Source organism: Pantoea sp. X-Soil-YNGN-844, from assembly GCF_059730595.1.
Genome location: NZ_AP036007.1, coordinates 3,209,437 through 3,234,847, shown reverse-complemented (window position 1 = coordinate 3,234,847; position 25,411 = coordinate 3,209,437). Strand labels below are relative to the sequence as shown.

The following is a 25,411-nucleotide window of genomic DNA, read 5'->3' as shown; positions in this document are numbered from 1 at the left end:
GTGCAGGAGAGGTTATGGTTGCGGTCAGAAGTGCGCATTTAAATACTGAGGGGGATTTCGCCCTCGACCAGTGGATCGCCAGTCTCGGTATTGCCAACCCGCAATCCTGTCAACGCGTTGCTGAGACCTGGCGCTACTGCGAAGCGCAGACGCAGGGCCATCCCGATCAGTCGCTGCTCCTGTGGCGCGGTATCGAGATGGTGGAAATCCTCTCCATGCTCAGCATGGATATTGAAAGCCTGTGTGCGGCGCTGATTTTTCCGCTGGCTAACGATGAAGTGGTGAGTGAAGAGGAGCTGGAAACCGCCGTCGGCAAAGGCATCGTCTCGCTGGTACACGGCGTGCGCGATATGGACGCCATCCGCCAGCTGAAAGCGATCCACAACGACTCCATGGCCTCTGAACAGGTCGATAACGTCCGCCGCATGCTGCTGGCGATGGTGGAAGATTTCCGCTGCGTGGTGCTCAAGCTGGCCGAACGCATTATGAACCTGCGCGAAATGAAAGATGCGCCGGAAGATGAGCGGGTGCTGGCCGCCAAAGAGAGCACCAACATCTATGCGCCCCTGGCCAACCGTCTGGGTATTGGACAGCTCAAATGGGAGCTGGAAGATTACTGCTTCCGCTATCTGCATCCCGACGAATATAAGCGCATTGCTAAATTACTGCATGAGCGTCGCATCGATCGTGAGCAGTACATCGATAACTTCGTTAACAATCTGCGCAAAGAGATGGTTAAAGAGGGCGTGCGCGCCGAAGTCTACGGTCGTCCGAAACACATTTACAGCATCTGGCGCAAGATGCAGAAAAAATCGCTGGCCTTTGATGAGCTATTTGACGTGCGTGCGGTGCGCATCGTGGCCGATCGCCTGCAGGATTGCTACGGCGCGCTGGGCACGGTGCACACGCTCTATCGCCATCTGCCCAGCGAATTTGATGACTACGTCGCTAACCCTAAACCCAACGGCTATCAGTCGATTCATACCGTGGTGTTAGGCCCGCAGGGCAAAACGGTGGAAATCCAGATCCGTACCCGCCAGATGCATGAAGATGCCGAGCTGGGCGTGGCGGCGCACTGGAAATATAAAGAGGGGCCAACCTCCAGCAGCGCGCGCGGCGCAGCGGGTCACGAAGAGCGTATTGCCTGGCTACGTAAGCTGATTAGCTGGCAGGAAGAGATGGCCGACTCTGGCGAGCTGCTGGAAGAGGTCCGTAGCCAGGTGTTCGACGACCGGGTCTACGTCTTTACCCCGAAAGGTGACGTGGTGGATCTGCCGGCCGGATCGACGCCGCTCGACTTTGCCTATCATATTCACAGTGACATCGGTCACCGCTGCATCGGTGCAAAAATCGGTGGCCGCATCGTGCCGTTCACCTATCAGCTGCAGATGGGCGATCAGGTTGAAGTGATCACCCAGAAACAGCCGAACCCGAGCCGCGACTGGCTCAACCCGAATCTGGGCTACATCACGACCAGCCGTGGACGCTCGAAGATCCACAACTGGTTCCGCAAGCAGGATCGCGACAAGAACATTATCGCCGGACGGCAGATTCTGGATAACGAACTGAATCAGCTTGATATCAGCCTGCGCGAAGCAGAGAAACTGCTGCTACCGCGCTACAACGTGACCTCGCTGGAAGAGCTGCTGGCGGCGATTGGCGGCGGCGATATCCGTCTTAACCAGATGGTTAACTTCCTGCAGGCGAAGCTCAACAAGCCGAGTGCTGAAGAGGAAGATCGCGAAGCGCTGCGCCAGCTGACCCAGAAATCGTACTCGCAGCCCGCACGCAAAGAGAGTGGGCGCGTGGTCGTCGAGGGTGTGGGTAATCTGATGCACCACATTGCCCGCTGCTGTCAGCCGATTCCGGGCGATGATATTGTCGGCTTCATCACCCAGGGGCGCGGCATCTCAATTCATCGCGCTGACTGCGACCAGCTCTCTGAACTGATTTCACATGCGCCGGAACGTATCGTCGATGCCGTGTGGGGCGAGAGTTATTCCAGCGGTTACTCGCTGGTGGTGCGCGTCACCGCCAACGATCGCAGCGGCTTGCTGCGTGACATCACCACCATTCTCGCCAACGAGAAAGTGAATGTGCTGGGCGTCTCAAGCCGCAGCGACACTAAAAAGCAGCTGGCGACCATCGACATGGATATTGAGATCTACAACCATCAGGTACTGGGACGTGTCCTGGCGCGCCTGAACCAGGTCTCTGATATTATTGACGCCCGCCGCCTGCACTGATATTCAGCTGCACTGCGGCAACCGGCAACCGGAAGTTGCGCGGGCGTTTTCTGCGGTACCTGAGCGTGCCGGACGCGGTTCACCCTGTCCGGCACTGTTATACGCCTCGCCTTCTTGCCCGCTGCCTGTCACCTGACTACTCAAGGACCCGTCTGAATGAACGCTATTGAGCGCCTGCTTGGCATCATGAAAACCCTGCGCGATCCCCAACATGGCTGCCCGTGGGATCGTGAACAGACCTTCACTTCTATCGCGCCCTATACGCTGGAAGAGACCTATGAAGTGCTGGATGCCATCCAGCGCGAAGATTTTGACGATCTGCGCGGCGAACTGGGCGATCTGCTGTTTCAGGTGGTGTTCTATGCGCAGATGGCCAGCGAACAGCGTCGCTTTAATTTTGAGGATATCTGTCACGCCATCAGTGACAAGCTGGAGCGCCGTCATCCGCACATTTTTGGCGATGCCACGGCAGAAACCAGCAATGACGTGCTGAAAAACTGGGAAGCGATTAAAACCGCCGAGCGGGCTGATAAATCCCAGCATTCGGCGCTGGATGACATTCCTAAAGCGCTGCCCGCACTGATGCGTGCCCATAAGATTCAGAAGCGCTGTCACAATGTGGGATTCGACTGGACCACGCTGGGGCCGGTAGTGGCAAAAGTGCATGAAGAGATTGATGAAGTGATGCACGAGGCGCAGCAGAGCGTGGTGGACGGCGAAAAGCTGGAAGAGGAGATTGGCGACCTGCTGTTTGCCACGGTTAACCTGTCGCGTCATCTTGGCAGCAAAGCGGAAACGGCGCTGCAAAAGGCGAATGACAAGTTCGAGCGTCGGTTCCGTGAAGTGGAAGCAATCATCGCAGCACAGGGGGTAAGCATGCCGGGTGCCACGCTGGAGCAGATGGAAGCGGCCTGGCAGCAGGTGAAACAGGGCGAGAAGCGCTGATTATTCCAGCGCTGTGCATAAAGTCGCCAGATATGCTTACTCGTTTCAGCGCGGCTACAACTTTGTGACGCACATCAACATTTCATTGGCAGCTATCCGCTATGTTAGGACGCAGCAATGCGTTGGAGGATGGCTGTGATTCATCAATTGTGGCTGATAGCGGTTTCCAGTATACTGTTTTCCCGTCCTGGTTATTCCACCGTCTTTAAACCTAAACTCTCAGGTTCAGCATGACAACGAATTATATTTTTGTGACCGGCGGGGTCGTTTCCTCTCTGGGTAAAGGCATTGCCGCCGCCTCCCTCGCAGCCATTCTCGAAGCTCGTGGTCTGAACGTGACCATCATGAAGCTGGACCCGTATATCAACGTGGATCCAGGCACCATGAGCCCGACCCAGCACGGCGAAGTTTTCGTCACTGATGACGGCGCTGAAACCGATCTCGATCTGGGTCACTACGAGCGCTTCATCCGCACCAAAATGTCGCGCCGTAACAACTTCACCACCGGCCGTATCTACTCAGAAGTCCTGCGCAAAGAGCGCCGTGGCGACTATCTGGGCGCAACCATTCAGGTTATCCCGCACATCACCAACGCCATCAAAGAACGCATTATTGAAGGCGGTGAAGGTCATGATGTGGTGCTGGTCGAAATCGGCGGCACGGTAGGGGATATCGAATCACTGCCGTTCCTGGAAGCGATTCGCCAGATGGCCGTGGATGTGGGCCGCGAACACACCATGTATATGCACCTGACGCTGGTGCCTTACATGGCGGCGGCGGGTGAAGTGAAAACCAAACCGACTCAGCACTCCGTAAAAGAGCTGCTGTCGATTGGTATCCAGCCAGACGTGCTGATTTGCCGTTCTGATCGTGCCGTACCGGCCAACGAACGCGCCAAAATCGCGCTGTTCTGTAACGTCCCTGAAAAAGCGGTTATCTCGCTGAAAGACGTGGATTCCATCTACAAGATTCCTGGCATGCTTAAGTCGCAGGGCCTGGATGACTACATCTGCAAGCGCTTCAACCTGAATGCACCGGAAGCCAACCTGGCCGAGTGGGAGCAGGTGATCTACGAAGAAGCCAATCCGGGTGGTGAAGTCACCATCGGTATGGTGGGCAAGTATGTTGAGCTGCCGGATGCCTATAAGTCAGTGATCGAAGCGCTGAAACATGGTGGCCTGAAAAATCGCGTTACCGTGAACATCAAACTGATCGATTCGCAGGATGTTGAATCCCGCGGTGTCGAATTACTTAAAGATCTGGATGCGATTCTGATCCCCGGCGGCTTCGGCTACCGTGGTGTGGAAGGCAAGCTGATGACCGCCCAGTACGCACGTGAAAATAACGTGCCGTACCTCGGCATCTGTCTGGGCATGCAGGTCGCGCTGATGGAGTTCGCGCGCAATGTCGCGGGCATGCCGGGCGCCAACTCCACTGAATTTGTGCCAGACTGTAAATACCCGGTGGTGGCATTAATCACCGAATGGCGTGACGAAGAAGGCAACGTCGAAGTCCGCAGCGAGCAGAGCGATCTGGGCGGCACCATGCGTCTGGGCAGCCAGCAGTGTCAGTTAACGCCGGGCAGCCAGGTTCGCCAGCTCTACGGCTCTGACACCATCGTTGAGCGCCATCGCCACCGCTATGAAGTGAACAATATGCTGTTAAAGCAGATTGAAGCAGCCGGTCTGCGCGTAGCAGGTCGCTCTGGTGATGATCAACTGGTTGAGATTATCGAGATCCCGAACCATCCGTGGTTTGTGGCCTGCCAGTTCCACCCTGAGTTTACCTCGACCCCACGCGACGGCCATCCGTTGTTTGCCGGCTTTGTAAAAGCCGCGCATGAGCATCAGAAGCGTTTAGCGAAGTAAGTTTCACAGGCAGCGCGCGAACTTTTCGCGCGTTGTCTGTCTTAGGATTGACTAACTTGTACTGAGGAAAATCGTAATGTCCAAAATCGTAAAAGTCATCGGTCGCGAAATTATCGACTCACGTGGTAACCCGACTGTTGAAGCTGAAGTGCATCTGGAAGGCGGTTTTGTAGGCCTGGCCGCTGCGCCATCAGGTGCCTCTACCGGTTCACGCGAAGCGCTGGAACTGCGTGACGGTGACAAATCACGTTTCCTGGGCAAAGGCGTAACCAAAGCCGTTGCTGCAGTAAACGGTCCGATTGCTGAAGCGGTAAAAGGCAAAGACGCGAAAGATCAGGCGAACATCGATAAGATCATGATCGACCTGGACGGTACTGAGAACAAATCTAACTTCGGTGCTAACGCCATTCTGGCTGTTTCACTGGCAGCAGCTAAAGCAGCTGCAGCTTCTAAAGGTCAGGCACTGTATGAGCACATTGCTGAGCTGAACGGCACCCCAGGCAAATACTCTATGCCACTGCCTATGATGAACATCATCAACGGCGGCGAACATGCCGACAACAACGTCGACATCCAGGAATTCATGATCCAGCCGGTTGGCGCTTCTAACGTTAAAGAAGCTATCCGTATGGGTTCTGAAGTATTCCACAACCTGGCAAAAGTGCTGAAAAGCAAAGGCATGAGCACGGCAGTGGGTGACGAAGGCGGCTACGCGCCTAACCTGGGTTCCAACGCCGAAGCGCTGGCAGTTATCGCTGAAGCGGTAAAAGCAGCAGGCTACGAGCTGGGCAAAGACATCACCCTGGCGATGGACTGTGCGGCATCTGAGTTCTACAAAGATGGCAAATACGTTCTGGCCGGTGAAGGCGGTAAAGCGTTTACCTCTGAAGAGTTCACCCACTTCCTGGAAGATCTGACTAAACAGTATCCGATCGTCTCTATCGAAGATGGCCTGGATGAATCTGACTGGGACGGCTTCGCTTACCAGACCAAAGTGCTGGGCGACAAAATCCAGCTGGTGGGTGACGACCTGTTCGTAACCAACACCAAAATCCTGAAAGAAGGTATCGATAAAGGTATCGCTAACTCCATTCTGATCAAATTCAACCAGATCGGTTCTCTGACCGAAACCCTGGCTGCGATCAAAATGGCGAAAGACGCGGGCTACACTGCCGTGATCTCTCACCGTTCAGGCGAAACTGAAGATGCAACTATCGCTGACCTGGCGGTAGGTACTGCAGCGGGCCAGATCAAAACCGGTTCAATGAGCCGTTCTGACCGTGTTGCTAAGTACAACCAGCTGATCCGTATCGAAGAAGCGCTGGGTTCTAAAGCGCCATTCAACGGTCTGAAAGAAGTTAAAGGTCAGTAATGACCCTGTGCTGATGGCGCGTTAAGCGGCATCGCATACGCTGAAAGCCCCGCCTTGTGCGGGGCTTTTGCTTTTTCGTGTCGCGCAGCTGTTGTTGTGCGACACACGCTGGCATAATCAGCGCCCCGATTTATCCAGGCGAGTAAAAAATGTTCTACCCGATTAACGAAATGTTCCAGACACTGCAGGGCGAAGGTTATTACACCGGCGTGCCTGCCATTTTCATCCGCCTGCAGGGCTGCCCGGTGGGCTGTAGCTGGTGCGATACCAAACACACCTGGGAAAAGCGGGCAGATCGGGAAACGTCGCTGGGCGATATTTTGATCAAAACGGTGGAGAGCGACGCCTGGGGTGATGCTGATGCGGCGACCCTGCTTCGGACCATCGAACAGCAGGGCTGGACGGCGCGTCATGTGGTGATCACCGGTGGCGAACCGGCGATTTACGACCTGCGTCCGTTAACCACAATTCTGGAACAGCTCGGTTTCCAGTGCCAGATTGAGACCAGCGGCACTCACGAGATCCACTGTTCTGAGCAGACCTGGGTGACTGTCTCGCCGAAGGTCAACATGCGCGGCGGCTACGATGTGCTGCCCCAGGCGCTGAGCCGGGCCGATGAAATTAAACATCCGGTGGCGCGTCAGCGTGATGTGGACGCACTGGATGGGCTGCTGGCGGGGATTGATGACACCAAAGCCCGAATCATCGCTCTGCAGCCTATCAGCCGCAAAGATGATGCTACCCGACTCTGCATTGAGACCTGTATTGCGCGCAACTGGCGTCTGTCGATGCAGACCCATAAATATCTCAATATCGCCTGATAGGGGTGTGCTGAGCGGTTAACCACAGGGAAGGGGCTTATGCGGGATAGAAGCGAAACAGCGTCGGATCGAAAGGCTCGATCCGACAGGCTTAGCCGCGGTAAACGCAGCCTGCGGTGCAGGTTTCTTTGATCATGACCGCGCTTAACAGCGGCAGTTGCGGCTTCATCTGATCCCAGATCCATTTTGCCAGCACTTCGCTGGTGGGATTTTCCAGGCCAGGAATATCATTCAGATAGTAGTGGTCCAGCCGATTGTACAGAGGCTTAAACGCCGCCTTCAGTTCAGCAAAATCCATAACCCAGCCGGTATGCGCATCCACTTCGCCGGTAATCTCCAGACGAACCAGGAACGAATGACCGTGCAGGCGGCCACATTTGTGTCCGGCCGGCACATTCGGAAGATGGTGCGCGGCTTCGAACTGGAACTCTTTAAACAAGGTGGTAGACATAGTGGTTCTCAGACATTAAAAAACCGCTGAATTCTACCTGATTACCGCTTTTTTCGCACCCGCGCCGCACAAAGCGATACTTTCACATCCGATTGCCGGATCGTGTCCAGCTAATTAACTGATAAATCACCTGTTTACTTACCACTTTTAACGATTAGCTCTACCAGAAAAACCACTTAGTCATTTTGGTTATTTAATATGTCGAAGGCGTATTTAATCGTTAATATACAGCCCGGTAACCTACGCACTCTTCCGCCACTTTACGGTCCGGACTTCTGATACTGGAATTTTTAACGCGATGACGACTCAGGCACCTGGTTCACTGCTTCCGCTCTCCCCGGAACAACTCGCCCGCTTACAGGCGGCGACGACAGATTATTCCCCGACTCAACTGGCGTGGCTGTCAGGCTATTTCTGGGGCCGGGTAGAGCAGGCGCCGGGTAGCGCCGTCGCCAGCAGCGCACCGTCCGCGCCCGCCGCTGAAACGCCGGTTATTACCCTGCTTTCCGCTTCCCAGACCGGCAATGCCCGTCGCCTGGCTGAGCAGCTGCGTGATGACCTGCTGGCCGCGAAGCTGAACGTAAACCTGGTGAATGCCGGTGATTACAAGTTTAAGCAGATTGGCCAGGAAAAAATGCTGGTGGTCGTAACCTCTACTCAGGGCGAAGGCGAGCCGCCGGAAGAGGCGGTAGCGCTGCATAAATTCCTGATGTCGAAGAAGGCACCAAAAATGGAGGGTGCGGCCTTTGCGGTGTTTGGCCTGGGCGACACCTCTTATGAATTCTTCAGTCAGGCGGGCAAAGATTTTGACAATCGTCTGGCTGAGCTGGGCGGTGAACGCCTGCTGGATCGCGTTGATGCGGATGTCGAGTACGCAGAGCAGGCCACGACCTGGCGTAGTGCGCTGACGGAAATTCTGAAACAGCGCGTGCCGACCGAATCTCCGGCGCAGGCTGCGGCGACAGCGGCAGGCAGCGTCAACGAAGTGACTACCAGTCCCTACAGCAAAGAGTCTCCGCTCAGCGCCAGTCTGGCGGTGAATCAGAAAATTACCGGACGTGACTCAGACAAAGATGTGCGCCATATCGAAATCGATCTGGGCGACTCCGGTCTGCGCTACCAGCCTGGCGATGCGCTGGGCGTCTGGTATGAAAATGACGCGGCGCTGGTCAGTGAACTGCTGGAGCTGGTCTGGCTGAAAGGCGATGAGCCGGTAGAGATTCAGGGCAAAACCCTGCCGCTGGCGGAGGCGCTGCAAAAGCATTTCGAGCTGACGGTGAACACGGCGCAGATCGTCGCGCAGTACGCCCAGTTGTCCCGTAATGCGGAGCTGCTGGCGCTGGTGGATGATAAAGCCCGGTTGCAGCACTATGCGCAGAACTATCCGATTGTGGATATGGTGCGTCTGGCTCCGGCTGAACTCACGGCAGAACAGCTGACCGGCCTGCTGCGACCGCTGACGCCGCGACTCTATTCTATCGCCTCTTCGCAGGCCGAAACCGACACCGAAGTGCACATCACCGTAGGTGCCGTGCGCTTCGATATTGAAGGCCGCCAGCGCGGCGGCGGTGCATCGACCTGGCTGGCCGATCGTATTGAAGAAGAGGGCGAAGTCCGCGTCTTCATCGAGCACAACGACAATTTCCGTCTGCCAGCTAATCCGGACGCGCCGGTGATCATGATTGGCCCGGGCACCGGCATCGCGCCGTTCCGCGCCTTTATGCAGCAGCGCGACAACGACGGTGCCAGCGGCAAAAACTGGCTATTCTTTGGTAATCCGCACTTCACCGACGATTTCCTCTATCAGGTGGAGTGGCAGAAATATGTGAAGGATGGGCTGCTGACGAATATCGACCTCGCCTGGTCACGCGATCAGGCCGAGAAAATTTACGTTCAGGATAAGATTCGCGCGAAAGGGGCCGAAGTCTGGCGCTGGATTGAAGAGGGCGCGCATCTGTATGTCTGTGGCGACGCGAATCGTATGGCAAAAGACGTCGAGCAGGCATTGCTGGATGTGGTGGTCGAACACGGCGGAATGGATCGTGAAACGGCCGACGAATTTTTAAGTGAGCTGCGCATTGAGCGCCGTTATCAGCGAGACGTTTACTAATGAGCGATAAACACCCTGGACCGCTGGTTGTAGAAGGCAAATTAGCAGACGCTGAGCGTCTGAAGAAGCAGAGCAACTATCTGCGCGGCACCATCAAAGAAGATCTGGAAGAAGGTCTGACCGGCGGCTTTACCGGTGACAACTTCCTGCTGATCCGTTTTCATGGCATGTACCAGCAGGACGATCGCGACATTCGTGCCGAACGTGCGGAACAGAAGCTGGAGCCGCGACACGCCATGATGCTGCGCTGCCGACTGCCGGGCGGCATCATTACGCCGACGCAGTGGCTGGCCATCGACAAATTTGCTACCGATAAAACCATTTATGGCAGCATTCGTCTAACCAACCGTCAGACCTTCCAGTTTCACGGTATTCTGAAGAAGAACGTCAAGCCGACGCATCAGATGCTGCATGAAGTGGGGCTGGATGCGCTGGCGACCGCCAACGACGTCAACCGTAACGTGCTCTGTACGTCGAACCCGGTTGAGTCCGAACTGCATCAGGAAGCGTATGAGTGGGCGAAGAAGCTCTCCGAGCATCTGCTGCCGCGCACCCGTGCCTATGCCGAGATCTGGTGGGATAAAGAAAAAGTCGCGACAACAGACGAAGAGCCGATTCTCGGTGAAACCTATCTGCCGCGTAAATTCAAAACGACGGTAGTGATCCCGCCGCATAACGATGTGGATCTGCACGCCAACGATCTGAACTTTGTCGCCGTCGCCGAGAACGGCAAGCTGGTGGGCTTCAACCTGCTGGTGGGGGGCGGCCTGTCGATTGAGCACGGTAACAAAGCGACTTACGCGCGTACCGCCAGCGAGTTTGGTTACTTCCCGGTTGAGAAGATCCTTGATGTTGCCGAGGCGGTCGTGACGACGCAGCGTGACTGGGGTAACCGTACCGATCGTAAAAACGCCAAAACCAAATACACCCTGGAACGTGTTGGCGTCGAGACCTTTAAAGCGGAAGTTGAAAAACGCGCTGGCCTGACGTTTGAGCCGATCCGTCCTTATGAGTTCACCACCCGTGGCGATCGCATTGGCTGGATCAAAGGCATCGACAACAAATGGCACCTCACGCTGTTTATCGAAAATGGTCGCCTGCTCGACTATCCGGGCCGACCGCTGAAAAGCGGCATCGCGGAAATTGCGAAAATCCATCAGGGTGACTTCCGCCTGACTGCCAACCAGAACCTGATTGTGGCGGGCGTGCCGGAAAGCGAAAAAGCGCAGATTGAAGCGATCGCCCGCGAGCATGGTCTGATGGATCATGTGACGCCACAGCGCGAAAACTCCATGGCCTGCGTTGCGTTCCCGACCTGTCCGCTGGCGATGGCAGAAGCCGAACGCTTCCTGCCCGCGTTTGTGACCAAAGTCGAGGGCATCATGCACGCGCATGGCGTCGGCGATGAGCACATAGTGTTACGCGTTACCGGTTGTCCGAACGGTTGCGGCCGTGCCATGCTGGCTGAGCTGGGTCTGGTGGGTAAAGCGCCAGGCCGCTACAACCTGCATCTGGGCGGAAACCGCAGCGGAACGCGTATTCCCCGTATGTATCGTGAAAACATTAACGAAAGCGAAATTCTCGCCACCATTGATGAGCTGGTGGGACGCTGGGCCACCGAGCGCCAGGCCGCTGAAGGCTTTGGTGACTTCACCATCCGCGCAGGCATTGTTGCGCCGGTGCTGGACCCGGCACGCGACTTCTGGGAGGAAGCAAAATGAGTCAGCCCGACCTCGCAGCACTGAATGAGATGTCCAAAGTCCAGCGTGCGATGGCGCTGGCCGCGACCAATGCACAGCTGGAGAAGTCATCAGCAGAAGAGCGGGTCAGCTGGGCGCTGGAGAATTTACCGGGCGCCTACGTGCTCTCTTCCAGTTTCGGTATTCAGGCGGCGGTGTCGCTGCATCTGGTGACGCGTCAGCAGCCCGATATTCCGGTGATCCTGACCGACACCGGCTATCTGTTCCCGGAGACCTATCGTTTTATTGATGAGCTGGCGGACCAGCTCAATCTCAACCTCAAAGTGTTCCGCGCCGAAACCTCACCGGCCTGGCAGGAAGCGCGCTACGGCAAGCTGTGGGAGCAGGGCGTCGAGGGGATTGAGAAATATAACGAGATCAATAAAGTCGAGCCGATGAACCGGGCTATCGAAACCCTGGGTGCCCAGACCTGGTTTGCCGGCCTGCGCCGTGACCAGTCCGGCAGCCGGGCAAATCTGCCGGTGCTGGGCGTGCAGCGTGGCGTCTTTAAGCTGCTGCCGATTATTGACTGGGATAACCGCCAGATTCATCAGTACCTGGAACAGCACAAGCTGAAGTACCATCCGCTGTGGGATGAAGGCTATCTTTCAGTAGGTGATACCCATACTACCCGCAAATGGGAGCCGGGTATGGCAGAAGAAGAGACGCGCTTCTTTGGTCTCAAGCGCGAATGTGGTCTGCACGAAGGCTGATGCCGTTCTTCTCTCCCCCGCCAGGGGGAGAGAATGTCTTCGCGCATTCAGTCAGGAAGTTAAACGCCTTTTAATCCGGCAAACGCCTCCGCTTCGCGAGTCACATTCACCTTCGTCACCTCATACTCTGCCACGGCGACAAACGGATCTTCCTCTAAGATCGCATCCAGCTTTTCACGTTCCATCTCTCTGACCAGCAACATGCCGCCCGTGCGTGGATCTTTACGTCCCGCTGCAATAAAAAAGCCCGCATCAAAATAGCGATCGAGCCAGTCGATATGGCCTGCCAGCAGCGCTTCAACCTCTTCTACCGGACGAACATAATTCAGAAAAACGACGTACATGTCAGATCCTCACACTTTAGGATTGGTCAGTTCGCTGATCAGCGGCAGCAGCACGCGGACGCTGTCGCGAGTTCGCAGGGCTATCTGGCCCGGCAGCCAGCGGTCGAGATAGCTCAGATTATCCAGGTCAGTCTGATGACGGGTCACGCCATCCGGAAAGTGGTGGCTGCGATGACGCTGTAATGCGCCATCTTTATTCCCCAGCGTCCAGTTGCTGGCGGTCACATCGAGCAGCGGAAAGCCCGCCCTGTCGAAGGCATTCAGACCGTTGAAGTCTTTACGAGTCAGCTGATGACTGGCAGCGGGAATGCCCTGCTGACGAGCCAGTAACAGCGCGCGATCGCTGGTCTGCTTGCGCACCGCTCGGGGCGTGTTCATGCCGCTGTTGAAATAGAGATGATCGCCGGTGATCAGGCTATTAAGATCGATGACCAGCAGCGTGTTCTTTTTCTCACGCGCGCTCATCCGCTCAACGTAATCATCCATGCCATGCAGGTCGGTTTCTCCGGCGCTCAGCGCCACAAAGCGGATGCCGTAGTGCAGCGGTTTACGACTCAGCTGCTGCGCCAGCTCCAGCATCACGCCAAGACCTGACGCATTATCGTCGACGCCCTGCAGACGTAAGCCGCCCAGATTATGATGGACCTGGCTGCTGTTCTGCGGCGTCCAGGTATCCAGATGCGCCACGATCAGAATCTCCTGCGGCACGCTGCCTGCGCGCGCAGCAATCACCGAGGTGGCCGTGAGCTTATGCCAGCGCTGCGTGCCGTCATCTTCCTGCCACTTATAGCCGGTGTTGAACTGGCGGGTATCGGTTTTATATCCCAGCGCGGTAAATTGCTGTTGCAGATAGTCAGCGGCCATCAGCTCAGCCGGACTACCACTCATGCGGCCAGGAAAATAAGTGGCGATGTGCCGGACCTGCTGTTCGGCAAACTGACCCGCTGGCGCGGCCAGGGCCAGCGGGGAAATGAGTGCGCTCAACAAAACTGTCGCGACCCTCAGGCGGAGGGAACAAAACATAGTGCATCCTTTTTTACATTATCCGGGAGCCAACAGGCATGCGGGCCAGGCCTGCTCATGCCGCGCGCATTATACCCCTTTTGTTCTGCGAGCTGGTTAGCGGAATCGGGCGCTGCTGAGAGGAAAGTACCTACGCACATTTATCGCTGGCACTTATCTGCTTTTGTGGGCGCAGGCGCGGACTGGAATGTGTGAGCCTGTTCACGAAAAAGCCATTAAATTTCATCTGCTAAGATCAAATTGTTCTGTGCTTTGCGGTGTCGTTATTCCATTCGGTAACTACTCATTCCAATTCGTAATTTCATCTGGATAAACTCAGCGACGTATAGTCGCGTTAATACAAAGTTAAATCATCAGGGTTAACGTGGACTATTTGCCTCTTTTTGCCGATCTCTCTGGCCGCCCGGTTCTGGTTGTCGGCGGTGGAGATATTGCGGCGCGAAAAATTGAACTGCTGCGTCGCGCGCGCGCGCGCGTCCAGATCGCCTCTCGTGAACTCTGCCCGGAACTGCAGGCACTGCTGGATAAGCAGGAGCTGGAGTGGGTGGCGACCGCGTTTGATCCGTCCCAGCTGGATGGCGTTTTCCTGGTGATTGCCGCCACTGACGACAACCAGCTCAACGCCTGGGTTTTTGAAGCCGCAAACGCGCGGCATAAGCTGGTTAACGTGGTCGACGACCAGCCAAAATGCACCTTTATCTTCCCGTCGATTGTAGACCGCTCACCGCTGGTGGTGGCGATCTCCTCCAGCGGCACTGCACCTGTGCTGGCACGCATGCTGCGTGAAAAAATCGAAACGCTGCTGCCTGCCAGTCTTGGTCAGATGGCGGAGGTAGCCGGACTCTGGCGCGATAAGGTCAAACAGCGCTTCAGCCGCATGTCCGATCGTCGGCGTTTCTGGGAGCGGGCCTTCGACGGTCTGTTCGCCAGTCAGATGTCCGCCGGTAACGTCGAAGAGGCGAAGCGCACGCTGGATCGTGAACTGCTGGAAGAGCCAACCCGTCAGGGCGAGATCTTTCTGGTAGGTGCCGGGCCGGGCGACAGCGGCCTGCTGACGCTGCGTGGCCTGCAGGTCATGCAGTTAGCTGATGTGGTGCTCTACGACCATCTGGTCAGCGAAGAGGTGCTGGACCTGGTACGTCGCGACGCCGACCGCATCTGCGTCGGTAAACGCGCCAGCGCACATACGTTGCCGCAGGAAGAGATTAATCAGTTGCTGGTTTCACTGGCGCTGAAAGGTAAGCGCGTTGTCCGCCTCAAGGGTGGCGATCCCTTTATCTTTGGCCGCGGCGGCGAAGAGCTGCAGGCGGCACAGCAGGCGGGCGTGCCGTTCCAGGTGGTGCCGGGCGTCACCGCGGCTGCCGGTGCGACGGCCTATGCCGGGATTCCGCTGACCCACCGCGATTACGCGCAGAGCGTGATGTTTATTACCGGTCACTGCCGTCCCGATGGCGATGATATCGACTGGCCATCACTGGCGCGTGCGCGTCAGACGCTGGCGATCTACATGGGCACGGTTAAAGCGGCTGCTATCAGCGCGGCGCTGATTCAGCACGGTCGCGCGCCATCAACGCCAGTGGCGGTGATCAGTCGCGGCACCCGTCAGGATCAACAGGTGCTGACCGGCACCTTAGAACAACTTGAGGCGCTGGCCGCCTCGGCACCTACTCCGGCGCTGCTGGTGATCGGAGAGGTGGTTAATCTGCACGGGCAACTCGCCTGGTTTAAACATTCAGCACAGCAGGGGACTCGCGAGTCCGCCGTTGTCAATCTGGCTTGAGGGAAAATCATGGACCAAAAACGACTCACTCATCTGCATCAGCTGGAGGCGGAGAGTATCCACATCATTCGCGAAGTGGCGGCGGAGTTCAGCAATCCGGTGATGATGTACTCCATCGGCAAAGACTCCTCGGTGATGCTGCATCTGGCGCGTAAAGCCTTTTATCCGGGCACGCTGCCGTTCCCGCTGCTGCATGTGGATACCGGCTGGAAATTCCGTGAAATGTACGAGTTCCGCGACCGCACCGTGAAAGCGATGGGCGCAGAGTTGCTGGTTCATCGCAACCCGGAAGGCGTGGCGATGGGGATTAACCCCTTTGTCCACGGCAGTGCCAAACACACTGACATCATGAAGACCGAAGGGCTGAAGCAGGCGCTGAACAAATACGGTTTCGATGCGGCCTTTGGTGGCGCACGTCGTGATGAAGAGAAGTCACGCGCCAAAGAGCGTATCTACTCCTTCCGTGACCGCTTCCACCGTTGGGATCCAAAAAACCAGCGTCCTGAGCTGTGGCACAACTACAACGGCCAGATCAACAAGGGCGAAAGCATCCGCGTCTTCCCGCTGTCGAACTGGACTGAACTGGATATCTGGCAGTACATCTTCCTGGAAAACATCGAGATCGTGCCGCTCTATCTTGCCGCGCCGCGTCCGGTGCTGGAGCGTGATGGCATGCTGATGATGATCGATGACGATCGCATCAACCTGCAGCCGGGTGAAGAGATCACCCAGCGGATGGTCCGTTTCCGTACGCTCGGCTGCTGGCCGCTGACCGGTGCGGTAGAGTCTGAAGCGCAGACGCTGCCGGAGATCATCGAAGAGATGCTGGTCTCCACCACCAGCGAGCGTCAGGGCCGCATGATCGATCGCGATCAGTCCGGTTCGATGGAACTGAAAAAACGCCAGGGTTATTTCTAAGGAGACGCCAGATGAATACCGTAATTGCACAACAGATTGCCGACCAGGGCGGCGTTGAAGCCTGGCTGACCGCTCAACAGCATAAGAGCCTGCTGCGTTTTCTGACCTGCGGCAGCGTTGATGACGGAAAAAGTACCCTGATTGGTCGTCTGCTGCATGACACCCGTCAGATCTATGAAGATCAGCTTTCATCACTGCACAACGACAGCAAGCGTCACGGCACTCAGGGCGAGAAGCTCGATCTGGCGCTGCTGGTGGATGGTCTGCAGGCTGAGCGTGAGCAGGGCATTACCATTGATGTGGCCTACCGCTACTTCTCAACCGAAAAGCGCAAATTCATTATCGCGGATACGCCGGGACATGAGCAGTACACCCGCAACATGGCAACCGGCGCGTCAACCTGCGATCTGGCGATCCTGCTGATCGATGCACGTAAAGGCGTACTGGATCAGACCCGCCGTCACAGCTTTATCTCGACGCTGCTGGGCATCCAACACCTGGTGGTGGCGATCAACAAGATGGACCTGGTGGAGTACGATCAGGCACGCTTCGAGCAGATCAAACAGGATTACCTCGACTTTGCTGCCCAGTTGCCGGAAGACCTTGATATCCGCTTTGTGCCAATGTCAGCGCTGGAAGGAGATAACGTCGCCTCTGCCAGTCAGACTATGCCGTGGTACAGCGGCCCGACGCTGCTGGATGTGCTGGAAACCGTGGAGCTGAAGCGCGTTGTCGATCATCAGCCGATGCGTTTCCCGGTGCAGTATGTCAACCGTCCCAACCTGGATTTCCGTGGCTATGCCGGTACGCTGGCGTCGGGCAGCGTGCAGGTCGGCCAGCGCGTAAAAGTGCTGCCGTCTGGCGTAGAGTCGACCATTGCCCGCATTGTGACTTTTGATGGCGATCTGCAGGAAGCGGGTGCAGGTGAAGCGATCACCCTGGTGCTGCAGGATGAGATTGATATCAGCCGTGGCGATCTGCTGGTGGATGCCAGCGAAGCGCTGGCTGCGGTACAGTCTGCCAGCGTTGATGTGGTCTGGATGGCGGAACAGCCGCTGCAGGCCGGTCAGAGCTATGATCTGAAAATAGCCGGTAAGAAAACCCGTGGTCGCGTTGAGAAGGTGCTGCATCAGGTTGAGATCAACTCGCTGGAGACGCGTCAGGTCGATTCGCTGCCGCTGAACGGTATTGGTCGCATTGAGATCACCTTTGACGAACCGATGGTGCTCGACAGCTATCAGCAGAACCCGGTAACCGGCGGCATGATCTTTATCGATCGCCTGAGCAACGTCACCGTGGGTGCCGGCATGATCCATCAGCCAAACCATGATGCGCCGGTTAACAGCGGCGAGTTCAGCGCGTTTGAGCTGGAACTGAATGCGCTGGTGCGTCGTCACTTCCCACACTGGAACGCGCGCGACCTGCTGGGCGGTCAATAATGGCGCAGCACGATGATAACGTGGTGTGGCATGACCATCCGGTAACACGCGCTTCTCGCGAGCAGCAGCATGGCCATCAGGGCGTGGTGCTGTGGTTCACCGGGCTGTCGGGCTCGGGGAAATCTACTGTTGCAGGTGCGCTGGAGCAGGCGCTGCACCGCATCGGTGTCAGCACCTATCTGCTGGATGGGGATAATGTGCGTCACGGCCTGTGCCGTGACCTCGGTTTCAGCGATGACGACCGTAAAGAGAATATCCGTCGGGTCGGTGAAGTGGCGAAACTGATGGTGGATGCCGGACTCGTGGTGCTCACCGCCTTTATTTCGCCGCATCGCGCCGAGCGTCAGATGGTGCGCGACCTGCTGGAGCCAGGGCAGTTTATCGAGGTGTTTGTCGATACGCCGTTAGCGGTGTGTGAAGCGCGCGATCCGAAAGGGTTATATCGCAAAGCGCGCGCCGGTGAGCTGCGTAATTTCACCGGCATCGACAGCGTCTATGAGGCGCCAGACAGCCCGGAAATCCAGCTGGATGGCGAACAATTGGTTACAAAACTGGCCGCCCAATTGTTAGACCTGCTGCGCGACCGCGATATCATCAGATCCTGAAGAGACAGCGGCAGATCGTCTGATCTGCCGCCCTCGCGCCAACAGGATGCCTATGCAGAACATTACCCCAATGCTCGCCCGTAAAGATGACTCCGCCCCGGATGAGCCACGCTCACTGCTGCCGGGCGGCGTTATCGGTTTTCTTGCTTACGGGTGTGCGCTGGCGATCCCTTTCCTGCTGTTCGGTTCTAACACGCTGTTTTTCTTTCTTTATACCTGGCCATTCTTTCTGGCGCTGTTGCCGGTCGCCGTGGTTACGGGTATTGCACTGAATACGCTGCTGAGCGGACAGTGGCTCTGGGCCGCGCTCGCCACCGTGATTATGGTGGTCACGCTCTTCTGGTTAATGTTCTCCTTTCTCTCCGGCTGGTAAGCCATCACTGCGCCCGTGCTGATGTGCAAACGCATCGGCAGGTTACAAATCTTTTCCCGCCAGATTCGGTACTAATTACCTGGACGTACAGCAAAGCGCGCCATTTTCGCGGCTGGTGTGGAGTCCTGTGCAAAGTTATGGGATGATTGTGCCGTTTTTAGGGGGCGGGATGGGAAAACTGACGTTACTGTTATTGGTGCTGCTCGGCTGGCTGCAATATTCATTGTGGCTGGGGAAAAATGGCATCCATGACTATACGCGCGTCAATGATGATGTCGCGGTGCAACAGGCAAACAATGCCAAACTTAAATCGCGAAACGATCAGCTTTTTGCCGAAATTGACGATCTCAATGGCGGCTCGGAAGCGATCGAGGAGCGTGCGCGCAATGAACTGGGCATGATTAAACCCGGTGAGACCTTCTATCGTCTGGTGCCTGACCAGAACAAACGCAACGCGCAACAAGCAGCGCAAAACCAACAACGATAAAACATGAACACTCTGGCCTCCCTTGCGGATGTGATTGCCGTGGTGCCCGCTGCCGGGATTGGCAGCCGCATGCAGGCAACCTGTCCGAAGCAGTATCTGACGATTGGTCAGCACACCCTTCTGGAACACAGCATTGCACGTCTGTTTTCCCATCCCGCCATCAGACAGGTGATTGTTGCCCTCAGCCCCGATGACGAGCACTTTGCTTCCCTGCCGCTGGCGCGCGATCCGCGCGTGCTCAGGGTGACAGGCGGAGAAACCCGTGCCGAATCGGTGCTGGCCGGACTCCAGGCCGCACAGGGTTCCGCCTGGGTGCTGGTGCATGACGCTGCGCGTCCCTGTCTGCATCTCGACGATCTCCAGCAACTGCTCAACGTGCGCGAACAGAGCCACGTAGGCGGAATTCTGGCTGCGCCCGTGCGCGACACGATGAAGCGGGGCGAGCCGGGCAAAGCGGCAGTAGCCCATACCGTAGAACGTGACGATCTCTGGCACGCCTTAACGCCGCAATTTTTCCCTCATGCGCTGCTCACCGCCTGCCTGACGCGGGCGCTGACAGAAGGCGCGACCATCACCGATGAAGCCTCGGCGCTGGAGTATTGCGGCTACCATCCGCTGTTAGTCAGCGGACGCAGTGATAACATCAAAGTCACCCGGCCAGAAGATCTGGCGCTGGCGGCTTTTTATCTGAGTCAGATTCAATTAAAGGAGAGCGCATGATGCGTATCGGTCACGGTTTTGACGTTCACGCCTTTGGCGGAGAAGGTCCGTTAGTGATTGGCGGTGTGCGGATCCCGTTTGAACACGGTTTTATCGCCCATTCGGATGGCGATGTGGCGCTGCATGCGCTGACTGACGCGCTGCTGGGCGCAGTAGCGATGGGCGATATCGGCAAGCTGTTTCCCGACACCGATCCGGCCTTTAAAGGGGCGGACAGCCGCGGCCTGCTGCGTGAGGCCTGGCGTCGTATCGAAGCCAAAGGCTATCGAATCGGTAATGTCGACGTCACGATTATTGCTCAGGCACCGAAAATGCTGCCGCACGTGCCACAGATGCGTATTAACATCGCAGAAGACTTAGGCTGCCACATGGATGCAGTCAACGTCAAAGCGACCACCACCGAGAAGCTCGGCTTTACCGGGCGCGGCGAAGGCATTGCCTGCGAAGCGGTCGCGTTAGTCCTGAAAGCTGACAGCCAATGACGCTGAATTACCTGCACGGCACGCCCACAGCCGTCGGCGTGATCAAAGCCAACCCGGAAGATTTCGTAGTGGTGGAAGACCTCGGGTATGGCGCGGATGGGGAAGGTGAGCATCTGCTGGTGCGCATCCGTAAAGTCGGGGCCAATACCCGCTTTGTGGCGGAGGCGCTGGCTAAGTATCTTGGTATTCATCAGCGCGACATGAGCTATGCCGGGATGAAAGACCGCCATGCGGTCACGGAGCAGACCCTCTGTTTCCGTCTGCCAGGTAATGCGATGCCCGATCTGCGTGGTTTTTCGCTTGAGGGCGTCGACATTCTGCAGGTGGTGCGTCACAAGCGTAAGCTGCGCATCGGCGCACTGGCGGGGAATGCGTTCCGGCTGGTTATCCGCCAGATCAGCGATCGCGATGCGGTTGAAACGCGTCTGGTGCAGGTTCGTGATGCGGGCGCACCCAACTATTTTGGTGAACAGCGTTTTGGTCGCGGCGGCAATAACCTGGTGATGGCGGAGAAGTGGGCGCGCAATGAGATTATTATTCGCGACCGCAACAAGCGCAGCCTGATGCTTTCTGCTGCACGCAGTGCGCTGTTTAATCAGGTGACCAGCGCGCGTCTGCAACAGCAGGGCAGCCTGACGCAGGTGCTCAACGGCGATGCTTTGCAGCTGACTGGCCGTGGCAGCTGGTTTGTCGCACAGCCTGATGAACTGGCAGAGTCACAGCGCCGGGTCGAACAGCATGCGCTGCGCATTACCGCGCCGCTGCCGGGACGTGGCGAGCCTGGCCCGCAGGCTGACGCGCTGGCCTTTGAACAGCAGGCGCTGGCGGATGAGTCGCTGCTGCTGGGATTGATCGAACGTGAGAAGGTTGATGCAGCCCGCCGCGCTATGCTGGTGGTGCCGCGCGATATGCAGTGGAGCTGGTGGGATGACGTTACGCTGGAACTGTCGTTCTGGCTGCCTGCGGGTAGCTTTGCCACCAGCGTGGTCCGGGAGCTGCTGACTCAAACGGATTCGCCCGATCAGCCTGATGAGTAATCTTCGCTGCAACATGACCCGACTTGTGGGTAATGTTGCGGCAAACCCCCACCGTCGTGTGATTTACGCCTACCACTTCCTTGCGTGCCTCGCTAGAATGCAAAAATCGCTGTCCATTCATCACCTGTTGCCATGCCGTTCAAACAGGTTCAGTCACGGCGACCAGTCGAATAAAAAAAGGTCAGAACGAAATGCGGATATTGCTCAGCAACGATGACGGCATTCATGCGCCAGGCATTCAGACTCTGGCAAACGCTCTGCGGCAGATTGCTGACGTGCAGGTTGCTGCTCCCGATCGTAACCGAAGCGGTGCCTCCAATTCCTTAACGCTGGAAACACCCCTGCGTACTTTCACCCATGAAAACGGCGATATCGCGGTTCAGATGGGGACGCCGACCGACTGCGTCTATCTGGGGGTGAATGCGCTGATGCAGCCGCGTCCCGACATTGTCGTGTCAGGCATCAATGCCGGTCCCAATCTGGGTGACGATGTCATCTACTCCGGCACGGTGGCGGCGGCGATGGAAGGGCGGCATCTTGGTTTACCGGCGATAGCGGTTTCACTTAACGGTCATCAGCACTACGCCACCGCGGCAGCAGTGACCTGCGCGATCCTCAGGGCGCTGACGCATGAACCGCTGCGCACCGGCCGCATTCTCAACATTAATGTCCCCGATCTGCCGCTGGCCGAACTTAAAGGCATCCGCGTGACGCGCTGTGGCAGTCGCCATCCGGCGGATCAGGTGATTGCGCAGCAGGATCCGCGTGGCAATACCCTCTACTGGATTGGCCCGCCGGGCGAAAAACTGGATGCGGGCCCGGATACGGACTTTGCCGCCGTGGATCAGGGTTACGTTTCTGTCACCGCACTGCATGTCGATTTAACGGCGCACAGCGCGCAGAACGTGCTCAGTGATTGGCTGGCTAAAGCTGAGGTGAACCTGGCATGGTGAATCGGCGTATTGAGACACTGCTGTCACAACTGCGTCAGCAGGGTATTGATGATGAAAACCTGCTGAAAGCCATCAGCGAGGTGCCGCGCGAACGGTTTATCGACGAGGCGTTTGAGCATAAAGCCTGGGACAATGTGGCCTTGCCTATCGGCTCCGGCCAGACGATTTCACAGCCTTATATGGTCGCGCGGATGACCGCTTTGCTCGGGCTGAATCCGCATTCGCGTGTACTGGAGATTGGTACGGGTTCCGGGTATCAGACAGCGATTCTTGCCCATCTGGTAGACCATGTTTATTCAGTAGAACGCATCAAAGGGCTGCAATGGCAGGCCAAACGTCGTCTGAAACAGCTGGATCTGCATAATGTCTCAACCCGCCATGGCGATGGCTGGCAGGGCTGGCCATCTCGCGGTCCGTTCGATGCCATCATTGTTACCGCCGCGCCACCGGAAATTCCGATTGCGCTGATAGCACAACTGGCAGAAGGCGGCATTATGGTGCTGCCGGTTGGCGAAGATCAGCAGGTACTGAAGCGCCTGCGTCGTCAGGGCGAAGAGGTCACGGAAGAGATCATTGAACCGGTGCGTTTTGTTCCGCTGGTACAGGGCGATCTCGCCTGACGCTCTTCGTATTTCTTCACAACTGTTTCATGGCACCACCTGGTTGATATTGTTACTATCCAGTTTATTCAACGAAAACACAGATTTTATCGCGCCGCGCAGAGCATTCTGCTGGCGGGTACAGTGAAACAGATAGATCAGCGTTGCCATCACGGGGGATTAATGAGCACGGGAAGCACACTTTTTCAGTTACGCCGTCTGGCGGCACTTTCACTGGTAGGATTCTGGCTGGCAGGCTGCAGCTCTGGCGACAACTCACAGGCACCGATCAGTCGCGTTGGCGATGATGGCGGCATGATGAACAGCCAGGCTGGCGCAGGCCCGGTTTCGGGTGGTGTGCCTGCTGCGCCGTCTCAGGGACAAATGTTAAGCAGAAATTCAGCATCTGTCCCCAGCAATGGCGGAATGGTTAGTACCAACAGTAATGTTGAGACGCAGAACGGCCGGATAGTGTACAACCGCAGTTACCAGAATATTCCTAAGGGTAGCTACTCCGGTGAAACATATACCGTTAAGCGCGGAGACACCTTGTTTTACATTGCCTGGATTACTGGCAATGATTTCCGTGATTTAGCCCAGCGCAACAACGTTGCTGCGCCATACAGCCTGAATGTGGGTCAGACTTTACAGATTGGTAACGGGTCGGGTCAGCCGATTACCGGTGGCAATCCCATTACCGTTGCTGATGCAACGCAGGGCGGCGTTCCGGCGGCGCCACAAATTAAATCGCCTGCTGTTGCACAGCAACCTGTTATTACGTATTCTGATGATTCAGGTAATTCGGGTGGCAGCAAATTGTTGCCTTCGAAAGGAGCAAATGTTGCAACGACAACAGCTCCGGTGGTTACCGCACCCCCAACGGTTAGCAGTACTACCAACAGTTCAACGCCGGTCGGAAGCTGGCGCTGGCCGACTGACGGGAAGATTATCGATAACTTCTCTGCCGCCGAAGGTGGCAATAAAGGCATCGATATCGCCGGGACGCGCGGACAGTCTGTGGTTGCCACTGCTTCAGGACGAGTGGTTTACGCAGGTAACGCACTCCGGGGTTACGGTAATTTAATCATCATTAAACACAACGATGATTACCTGAGCGCCTACGCCCACAACGATACAATGCTGGTTCGGGAACAACAGGAAGTTAAGGCGGGGCAAAAGATCGCTACCATGGGTAGCACCGGAACCAGTTCAGTCAGATTACACTTTGAAATTCGTTACAAGGGGAAATCCGTAAACCCGTTGCGTTATTTACCGCAGCGATAATCCGGCAGAACAAATCCTTTTTATGTTCTGCCCTGGAATCACGGGTAGGAGCCGCTTATGAGCCAGAATACGCTGAAAGTAAACGAGTTACATGAGAACGCGGAATTCGATGAGAACGGAGCTGAAATTTTTGACGAGAAGGCCCTTGTTGAAAATGAAGCCAGTGATAGCGACGTAGCGGAAGAAGAGTTGCTATCACAGGGTGCGACGCAGCGTGTATTAGATGCGACGCAGCTCTATCTTGGGGAGATTGGCTATTCTCCGTTGTTAACGGCAGAGGAAGAAGTTTTCTTCGCTCGCCGTGCATTGCGGGGTGATATCCCTTCCCGTCGTCGCATGATCGAAAGTAACTTACGCCTGGTGGTGAAAATCGCCCGTCGTTACAGCAATCGTGGTTTAGCACTGCTGGACCTGATTGAAGAAGGTAACCTCGGCCTGATTCGCGCCGTAGAGAAATTTGACCCGGAGCGTGGGTTCCGTTTCTCAACGTACGCCACCTGGTGGATTCGTCAGACTATTGAACGGGCGATTATGAATCAAACCCGTACCATTCGTCTGCCGATTCACATTGTTAAAGAACTGAATGTTTATCTGCGTACCGCACGTGAACTTTCCCACAAGCTTGACCATGAGCCAAGTGCGGAAGAGATCGCCGAGCAGCTTGATAAACCGGTTGATGACGTAAGCCGTATGTTACGTCTCAACGAACGCATTACCTCAGTTGATACGCCATTAGGCGGTGATTCTGAAAAAGCGCTGCTGGATATTCTGGCCGATGAGAAAGATAACGGCCCGGAAGACACCACGCAGGACGATGATATGAAACAAAGCATCGTCAAGTGGCTGTTCGAACTGAACGCCAAGCAGCGTGAAGTGCTGGCTCGTCGTTTCGGCCTGTTGGGCTATGAAGCGGCAACGCTTGAGGATGTGGGTCGTGAAATCGGCTTAACCCGTGAGCGTGTACGTCAGATTCAGGTTGAAGGTTTGCGCCGTCTGCGCGAAATCCTGCAGGCGCAGGGTCTCAACATTGAAGCACTGTTTCGTGAATAATCGTCTGTAAGATGGTCTGAGTTCGAATGCAAAAAGCGGTGGTGAAAACCAC

The 25,411-nt window shown here is 56.4% G+C and carries 24 protein-coding genes; 21 read left to right on the top strand and 3 right to left on the bottom strand.

The window, feature by feature from the left end; genetic code table 11:
* Positions 1–14 precede the first annotated feature (14 nt).
* The 5 genes from relA to queE all read left to right on the top strand — a co-directional run bounded on the left by relA (position 15) and on the right by queE (position 7,252).
* Positions 15–2,246 (top strand): GTP diphosphokinase, encoded by a 2,232-nt coding sequence (gene relA, locus AC6I8C_RS14975; RefSeq protein ID WP_013358883.1) that lies wholly within the window; start codon positions 15–17, stop codon positions 2,244–2,246.
* 156 nt (positions 2,247–2,402) lie between these two features.
* Positions 2,403–3,191, top strand: a complete 789-nt coding sequence (gene mazG / locus AC6I8C_RS14970) for a nucleoside triphosphate pyrophosphohydrolase (RefSeq protein WP_497822922.1) — start codon at positions 2,403–2,405, stop codon at positions 3,189–3,191.
* A gap of 230 nt (positions 3,192–3,421) precedes the next feature.
* Positions 3,422–5,059, top strand: coding sequence for a glutamine hydrolyzing CTP synthase (pyrG, locus tag AC6I8C_RS14965; protein WP_013358881.1), 1,638 nt, complete (start codon positions 3,422–3,424; stop codon positions 5,057–5,059).
* Between the two features lie 76 nt (positions 5,060–5,135).
* On the top strand, positions 5,136–6,431 hold the full coding sequence (gene eno / locus AC6I8C_RS14960; RefSeq protein WP_013358880.1) for a phosphopyruvate hydratase: 1,296 nt from the start codon (positions 5,136–5,138) through the stop codon (positions 6,429–6,431).
* 149 nt (positions 6,432–6,580) lie between these two features.
* The gene (gene queE / locus AC6I8C_RS14955; protein ID WP_497822921.1) at positions 6,581–7,252 is read left to right on the top strand and encodes a 7-carboxy-7-deazaguanine synthase QueE; all 672 of its coding nucleotides are present in this window, start codon (positions 6,581–6,583) and stop codon (positions 7,250–7,252) included.
* Between the two features lie 91 nt (positions 7,253–7,343).
* Here queE and queD read toward each other — a convergent pair whose 3' ends face one another.
* On the bottom strand, positions 7,344–7,703 hold the full coding sequence (gene queD / locus AC6I8C_RS14950) for a 6-carboxytetrahydropterin synthase QueD (protein ID WP_013358878.1): 360 nt from the start codon (positions 7,701–7,703) through the stop codon (positions 7,344–7,346).
* A gap of 298 nt (positions 7,704–8,001) precedes the next feature.
* Between queD and cysJ the strand changes: the two genes are divergently transcribed.
* The 3 genes from cysJ to AC6I8C_RS14935 are packed head-to-tail and all read left to right on the top strand — an operon-like array spanning position 8,002 to position 12,265.
* Entirely contained in the window at positions 8,002–9,813 is a 1,812-nt protein-coding gene (cysJ, locus tag AC6I8C_RS14945) for an NADPH-dependent assimilatory sulfite reductase flavoprotein subunit (protein ID WP_497822920.1), read from the top strand.
* Entirely contained in the window at positions 9,813–11,534 is a 1,722-nt protein-coding gene (gene cysI / locus AC6I8C_RS14940; protein WP_013358876.1) for an assimilatory sulfite reductase (NADPH) hemoprotein subunit, read from the top strand. Before cysJ ends, cysI begins: the two co-directional genes overlap by 1 nt.
* Positions 11,531–12,265, top strand: coding sequence for a phosphoadenylyl-sulfate reductase (locus AC6I8C_RS14935; protein WP_004571209.1), 735 nt, complete (start codon positions 11,531–11,533; stop codon positions 12,263–12,265). The genes cysI and AC6I8C_RS14935 overlap by 4 nt, the downstream gene beginning before the upstream one ends.
* A gap of 59 nt (positions 12,266–12,324) precedes the next feature.
* Here AC6I8C_RS14935 and AC6I8C_RS14930 read toward each other — a convergent pair whose 3' ends face one another.
* Both AC6I8C_RS14930 and AC6I8C_RS14925 read right to left on the bottom strand, forming a co-directional pair.
* Complete coding sequence (locus AC6I8C_RS14930; RefSeq protein ID WP_497822919.1) at positions 12,325–12,609, bottom strand: YciI family protein; 285 nt, start codon at positions 12,607–12,609, stop codon at positions 12,325–12,327.
* A gap of 9 nt (positions 12,610–12,618) precedes the next feature.
* Positions 12,619–13,632 (bottom strand): aminopeptidase, encoded by a 1,014-nt coding sequence (locus tag AC6I8C_RS14925; protein WP_033783967.1) that lies wholly within the window; start codon positions 13,630–13,632, stop codon positions 12,619–12,621.
* 364 nt (positions 13,633–13,996) lie between these two features.
* Between AC6I8C_RS14925 and cysG the strand changes: the two genes are divergently transcribed.
* From cysG to rpoS, 13 genes are all read left to right on the top strand, one after another.
* Complete coding sequence (cysG, locus tag AC6I8C_RS14920) at positions 13,997–15,412, top strand: siroheme synthase CysG (protein WP_497822918.1); 1,416 nt, start codon at positions 13,997–13,999, stop codon at positions 15,410–15,412.
* Between the two features lie 9 nt (positions 15,413–15,421).
* Positions 15,422–16,330, top strand: a complete 909-nt coding sequence (cysD, locus tag AC6I8C_RS14915; protein WP_497822917.1) for a sulfate adenylyltransferase subunit CysD — start codon at positions 15,422–15,424, stop codon at positions 16,328–16,330.
* Between the two features lie 11 nt (positions 16,331–16,341).
* Positions 16,342–17,769, top strand: coding sequence for a sulfate adenylyltransferase subunit CysN (cysN, locus tag AC6I8C_RS14910; protein WP_497822916.1), 1,428 nt, complete (start codon positions 16,342–16,344; stop codon positions 17,767–17,769).
* Positions 17,769–18,374, top strand: a complete 606-nt coding sequence (cysC, locus tag AC6I8C_RS14905; protein ID WP_013358869.1) for an adenylyl-sulfate kinase — start codon at positions 17,769–17,771, stop codon at positions 18,372–18,374. Before cysN ends, cysC begins: the two co-directional genes overlap by 1 nt.
* A gap of 52 nt (positions 18,375–18,426) precedes the next feature.
* On the top strand, positions 18,427–18,747 hold the full coding sequence (locus AC6I8C_RS14900; RefSeq protein ID WP_013358868.1) for a DUF3561 family protein: 321 nt from the start codon (positions 18,427–18,429) through the stop codon (positions 18,745–18,747).
* Positions 18,748–18,916: 169 nt separating this feature from the next.
* Positions 18,917–19,234: a cell division protein FtsB gene (gene ftsB, locus AC6I8C_RS14895; protein WP_013358867.1), complete on the top strand. Its 318-nt coding sequence runs from the start codon at positions 18,917–18,919 to the stop codon at positions 19,232–19,234.
* Between the two features lie 3 nt (positions 19,235–19,237).
* Positions 19,238–19,954: a 2-C-methyl-D-erythritol 4-phosphate cytidylyltransferase gene (ispD, locus tag AC6I8C_RS14890; RefSeq protein WP_497822915.1), complete on the top strand. Its 717-nt coding sequence runs from the start codon at positions 19,238–19,240 to the stop codon at positions 19,952–19,954.
* Positions 19,954–20,436, top strand: a complete 483-nt coding sequence (gene ispF / locus AC6I8C_RS14885) for a 2-C-methyl-D-erythritol 2,4-cyclodiphosphate synthase (protein WP_008927107.1) — start codon at positions 19,954–19,956, stop codon at positions 20,434–20,436. The genes ispD and ispF overlap by 1 nt, the downstream gene beginning before the upstream one ends.
* Positions 20,433–21,473 (top strand): tRNA pseudouridine(13) synthase TruD, encoded by a 1,041-nt coding sequence (gene truD, locus AC6I8C_RS14880; RefSeq protein ID WP_497822914.1) that lies wholly within the window; start codon positions 20,433–20,435, stop codon positions 21,471–21,473. The genes ispF and truD overlap by 4 nt, the downstream gene beginning before the upstream one ends.
* A gap of 191 nt (positions 21,474–21,664) precedes the next feature.
* Positions 21,665–22,426: a 5'/3'-nucleotidase SurE gene (gene surE / locus AC6I8C_RS14875; protein ID WP_497822913.1), complete on the top strand. Its 762-nt coding sequence runs from the start codon at positions 21,665–21,667 to the stop codon at positions 22,424–22,426.
* Positions 22,420–23,046 (top strand): protein-L-isoaspartate(D-aspartate) O-methyltransferase, encoded by a 627-nt coding sequence (locus AC6I8C_RS14870; protein ID WP_013358862.1) that lies wholly within the window; start codon positions 22,420–22,422, stop codon positions 23,044–23,046. Before surE ends, AC6I8C_RS14870 begins: the two co-directional genes overlap by 7 nt.
* A 162-nt stretch (positions 23,047–23,208) precedes the next feature.
* A complete protein-coding gene (gene nlpD, locus AC6I8C_RS14865) occupies positions 23,209–24,309 on the top strand; it encodes a murein hydrolase activator NlpD (RefSeq protein WP_013358860.1) in 1,101 nt (366 codons plus the stop codon).
* Between the two features lie 57 nt (positions 24,310–24,366).
* Positions 24,367–25,359 carry an RNA polymerase sigma factor RpoS gene (gene rpoS, locus AC6I8C_RS14860; protein ID WP_009086923.1) on the top strand — a complete coding sequence of 331 codons (993 nt, stop codon included), beginning with the start codon at positions 24,367–24,369 and terminating at the stop codon, positions 25,357–25,359.
* The last annotated feature ends 52 nt before the right edge of the window (positions 25,360–25,411 follow it).

Coding starts and splice junctions, on each gene's coding strand:
- ispF (WP_008927107.1), top strand. CDS start 19,954: ATGCGTATCGGTCACGGTTTTGACGTTCACGCCTTTGGCGGAGAAGGT.
- cysN (WP_497822916.1), top strand. CDS start 16,342: ATGAATACCGTAATTGCACAACAGATTGCCGACCAGGGCGGCGTTGAA.
- queD (WP_013358878.1), bottom strand. CDS start 7,703: ATGTCTACCACCTTGTTTAAAGAGTTCCAGTTCGAAGCCGCGCACCAT.
- queE (WP_497822921.1), top strand. CDS start 6,581: ATGTTCTACCCGATTAACGAAATGTTCCAGACACTGCAGGGCGAAGGT.
- eno (WP_013358880.1), top strand. CDS start 5,136: ATGTCCAAAATCGTAAAAGTCATCGGTCGCGAAATTATCGACTCACGT.
- mazG (WP_497822922.1), top strand. CDS start 2,403: ATGAACGCTATTGAGCGCCTGCTTGGCATCATGAAAACCCTGCGCGAT.
- AC6I8C_RS14870 (WP_013358862.1), top strand. CDS start 22,420: ATGGTGAATCGGCGTATTGAGACACTGCTGTCACAACTGCGTCAGCAG.
- cysI (WP_013358876.1), top strand. CDS start 9,813: ATGAGCGATAAACACCCTGGACCGCTGGTTGTAGAAGGCAAATTAGCA.
- AC6I8C_RS14935 (WP_004571209.1), top strand. CDS start 11,531: ATGAGTCAGCCCGACCTCGCAGCACTGAATGAGATGTCCAAAGTCCAG.
- truD (WP_497822914.1), top strand. CDS start 20,433: ATGACGCTGAATTACCTGCACGGCACGCCCACAGCCGTCGGCGTGATC.
- cysJ (WP_497822920.1), top strand. CDS start 8,002: ATGACGACTCAGGCACCTGGTTCACTGCTTCCGCTCTCCCCGGAACAA.
- pyrG (WP_013358881.1), top strand. CDS start 3,422: ATGACAACGAATTATATTTTTGTGACCGGCGGGGTCGTTTCCTCTCTG.
- AC6I8C_RS14925 (WP_033783967.1), bottom strand. CDS start 13,632: ATGTTTTGTTCCCTCCGCCTGAGGGTCGCGACAGTTTTGTTGAGCGCA.
- cysD (WP_497822917.1), top strand. CDS start 15,422: ATGGACCAAAAACGACTCACTCATCTGCATCAGCTGGAGGCGGAGAGT.
- cysC (WP_013358869.1), top strand. CDS start 17,769: ATGGCGCAGCACGATGATAACGTGGTGTGGCATGACCATCCGGTAACA.
- ftsB (WP_013358867.1), top strand. CDS start 18,917: ATGGGAAAACTGACGTTACTGTTATTGGTGCTGCTCGGCTGGCTGCAA.
- AC6I8C_RS14900 (WP_013358868.1), top strand. CDS start 18,427: ATGCAGAACATTACCCCAATGCTCGCCCGTAAAGATGACTCCGCCCCG.
- surE (WP_497822913.1), top strand. CDS start 21,665: ATGCGGATATTGCTCAGCAACGATGACGGCATTCATGCGCCAGGCATT.
- relA (WP_013358883.1), top strand. CDS start 15: ATGGTTGCGGTCAGAAGTGCGCATTTAAATACTGAGGGGGATTTCGCC.
- nlpD (WP_013358860.1), top strand. CDS start 23,209: ATGAGCACGGGAAGCACACTTTTTCAGTTACGCCGTCTGGCGGCACTT.
- ispD (WP_497822915.1), top strand. CDS start 19,238: ATGAACACTCTGGCCTCCCTTGCGGATGTGATTGCCGTGGTGCCCGCT.
- rpoS (WP_009086923.1), top strand. CDS start 24,367: ATGAGCCAGAATACGCTGAAAGTAAACGAGTTACATGAGAACGCGGAA.
- AC6I8C_RS14930 (WP_497822919.1), bottom strand. CDS start 12,609: ATGTACGTCGTTTTTCTGAATTATGTTCGTCCGGTAGAAGAGGTTGAA.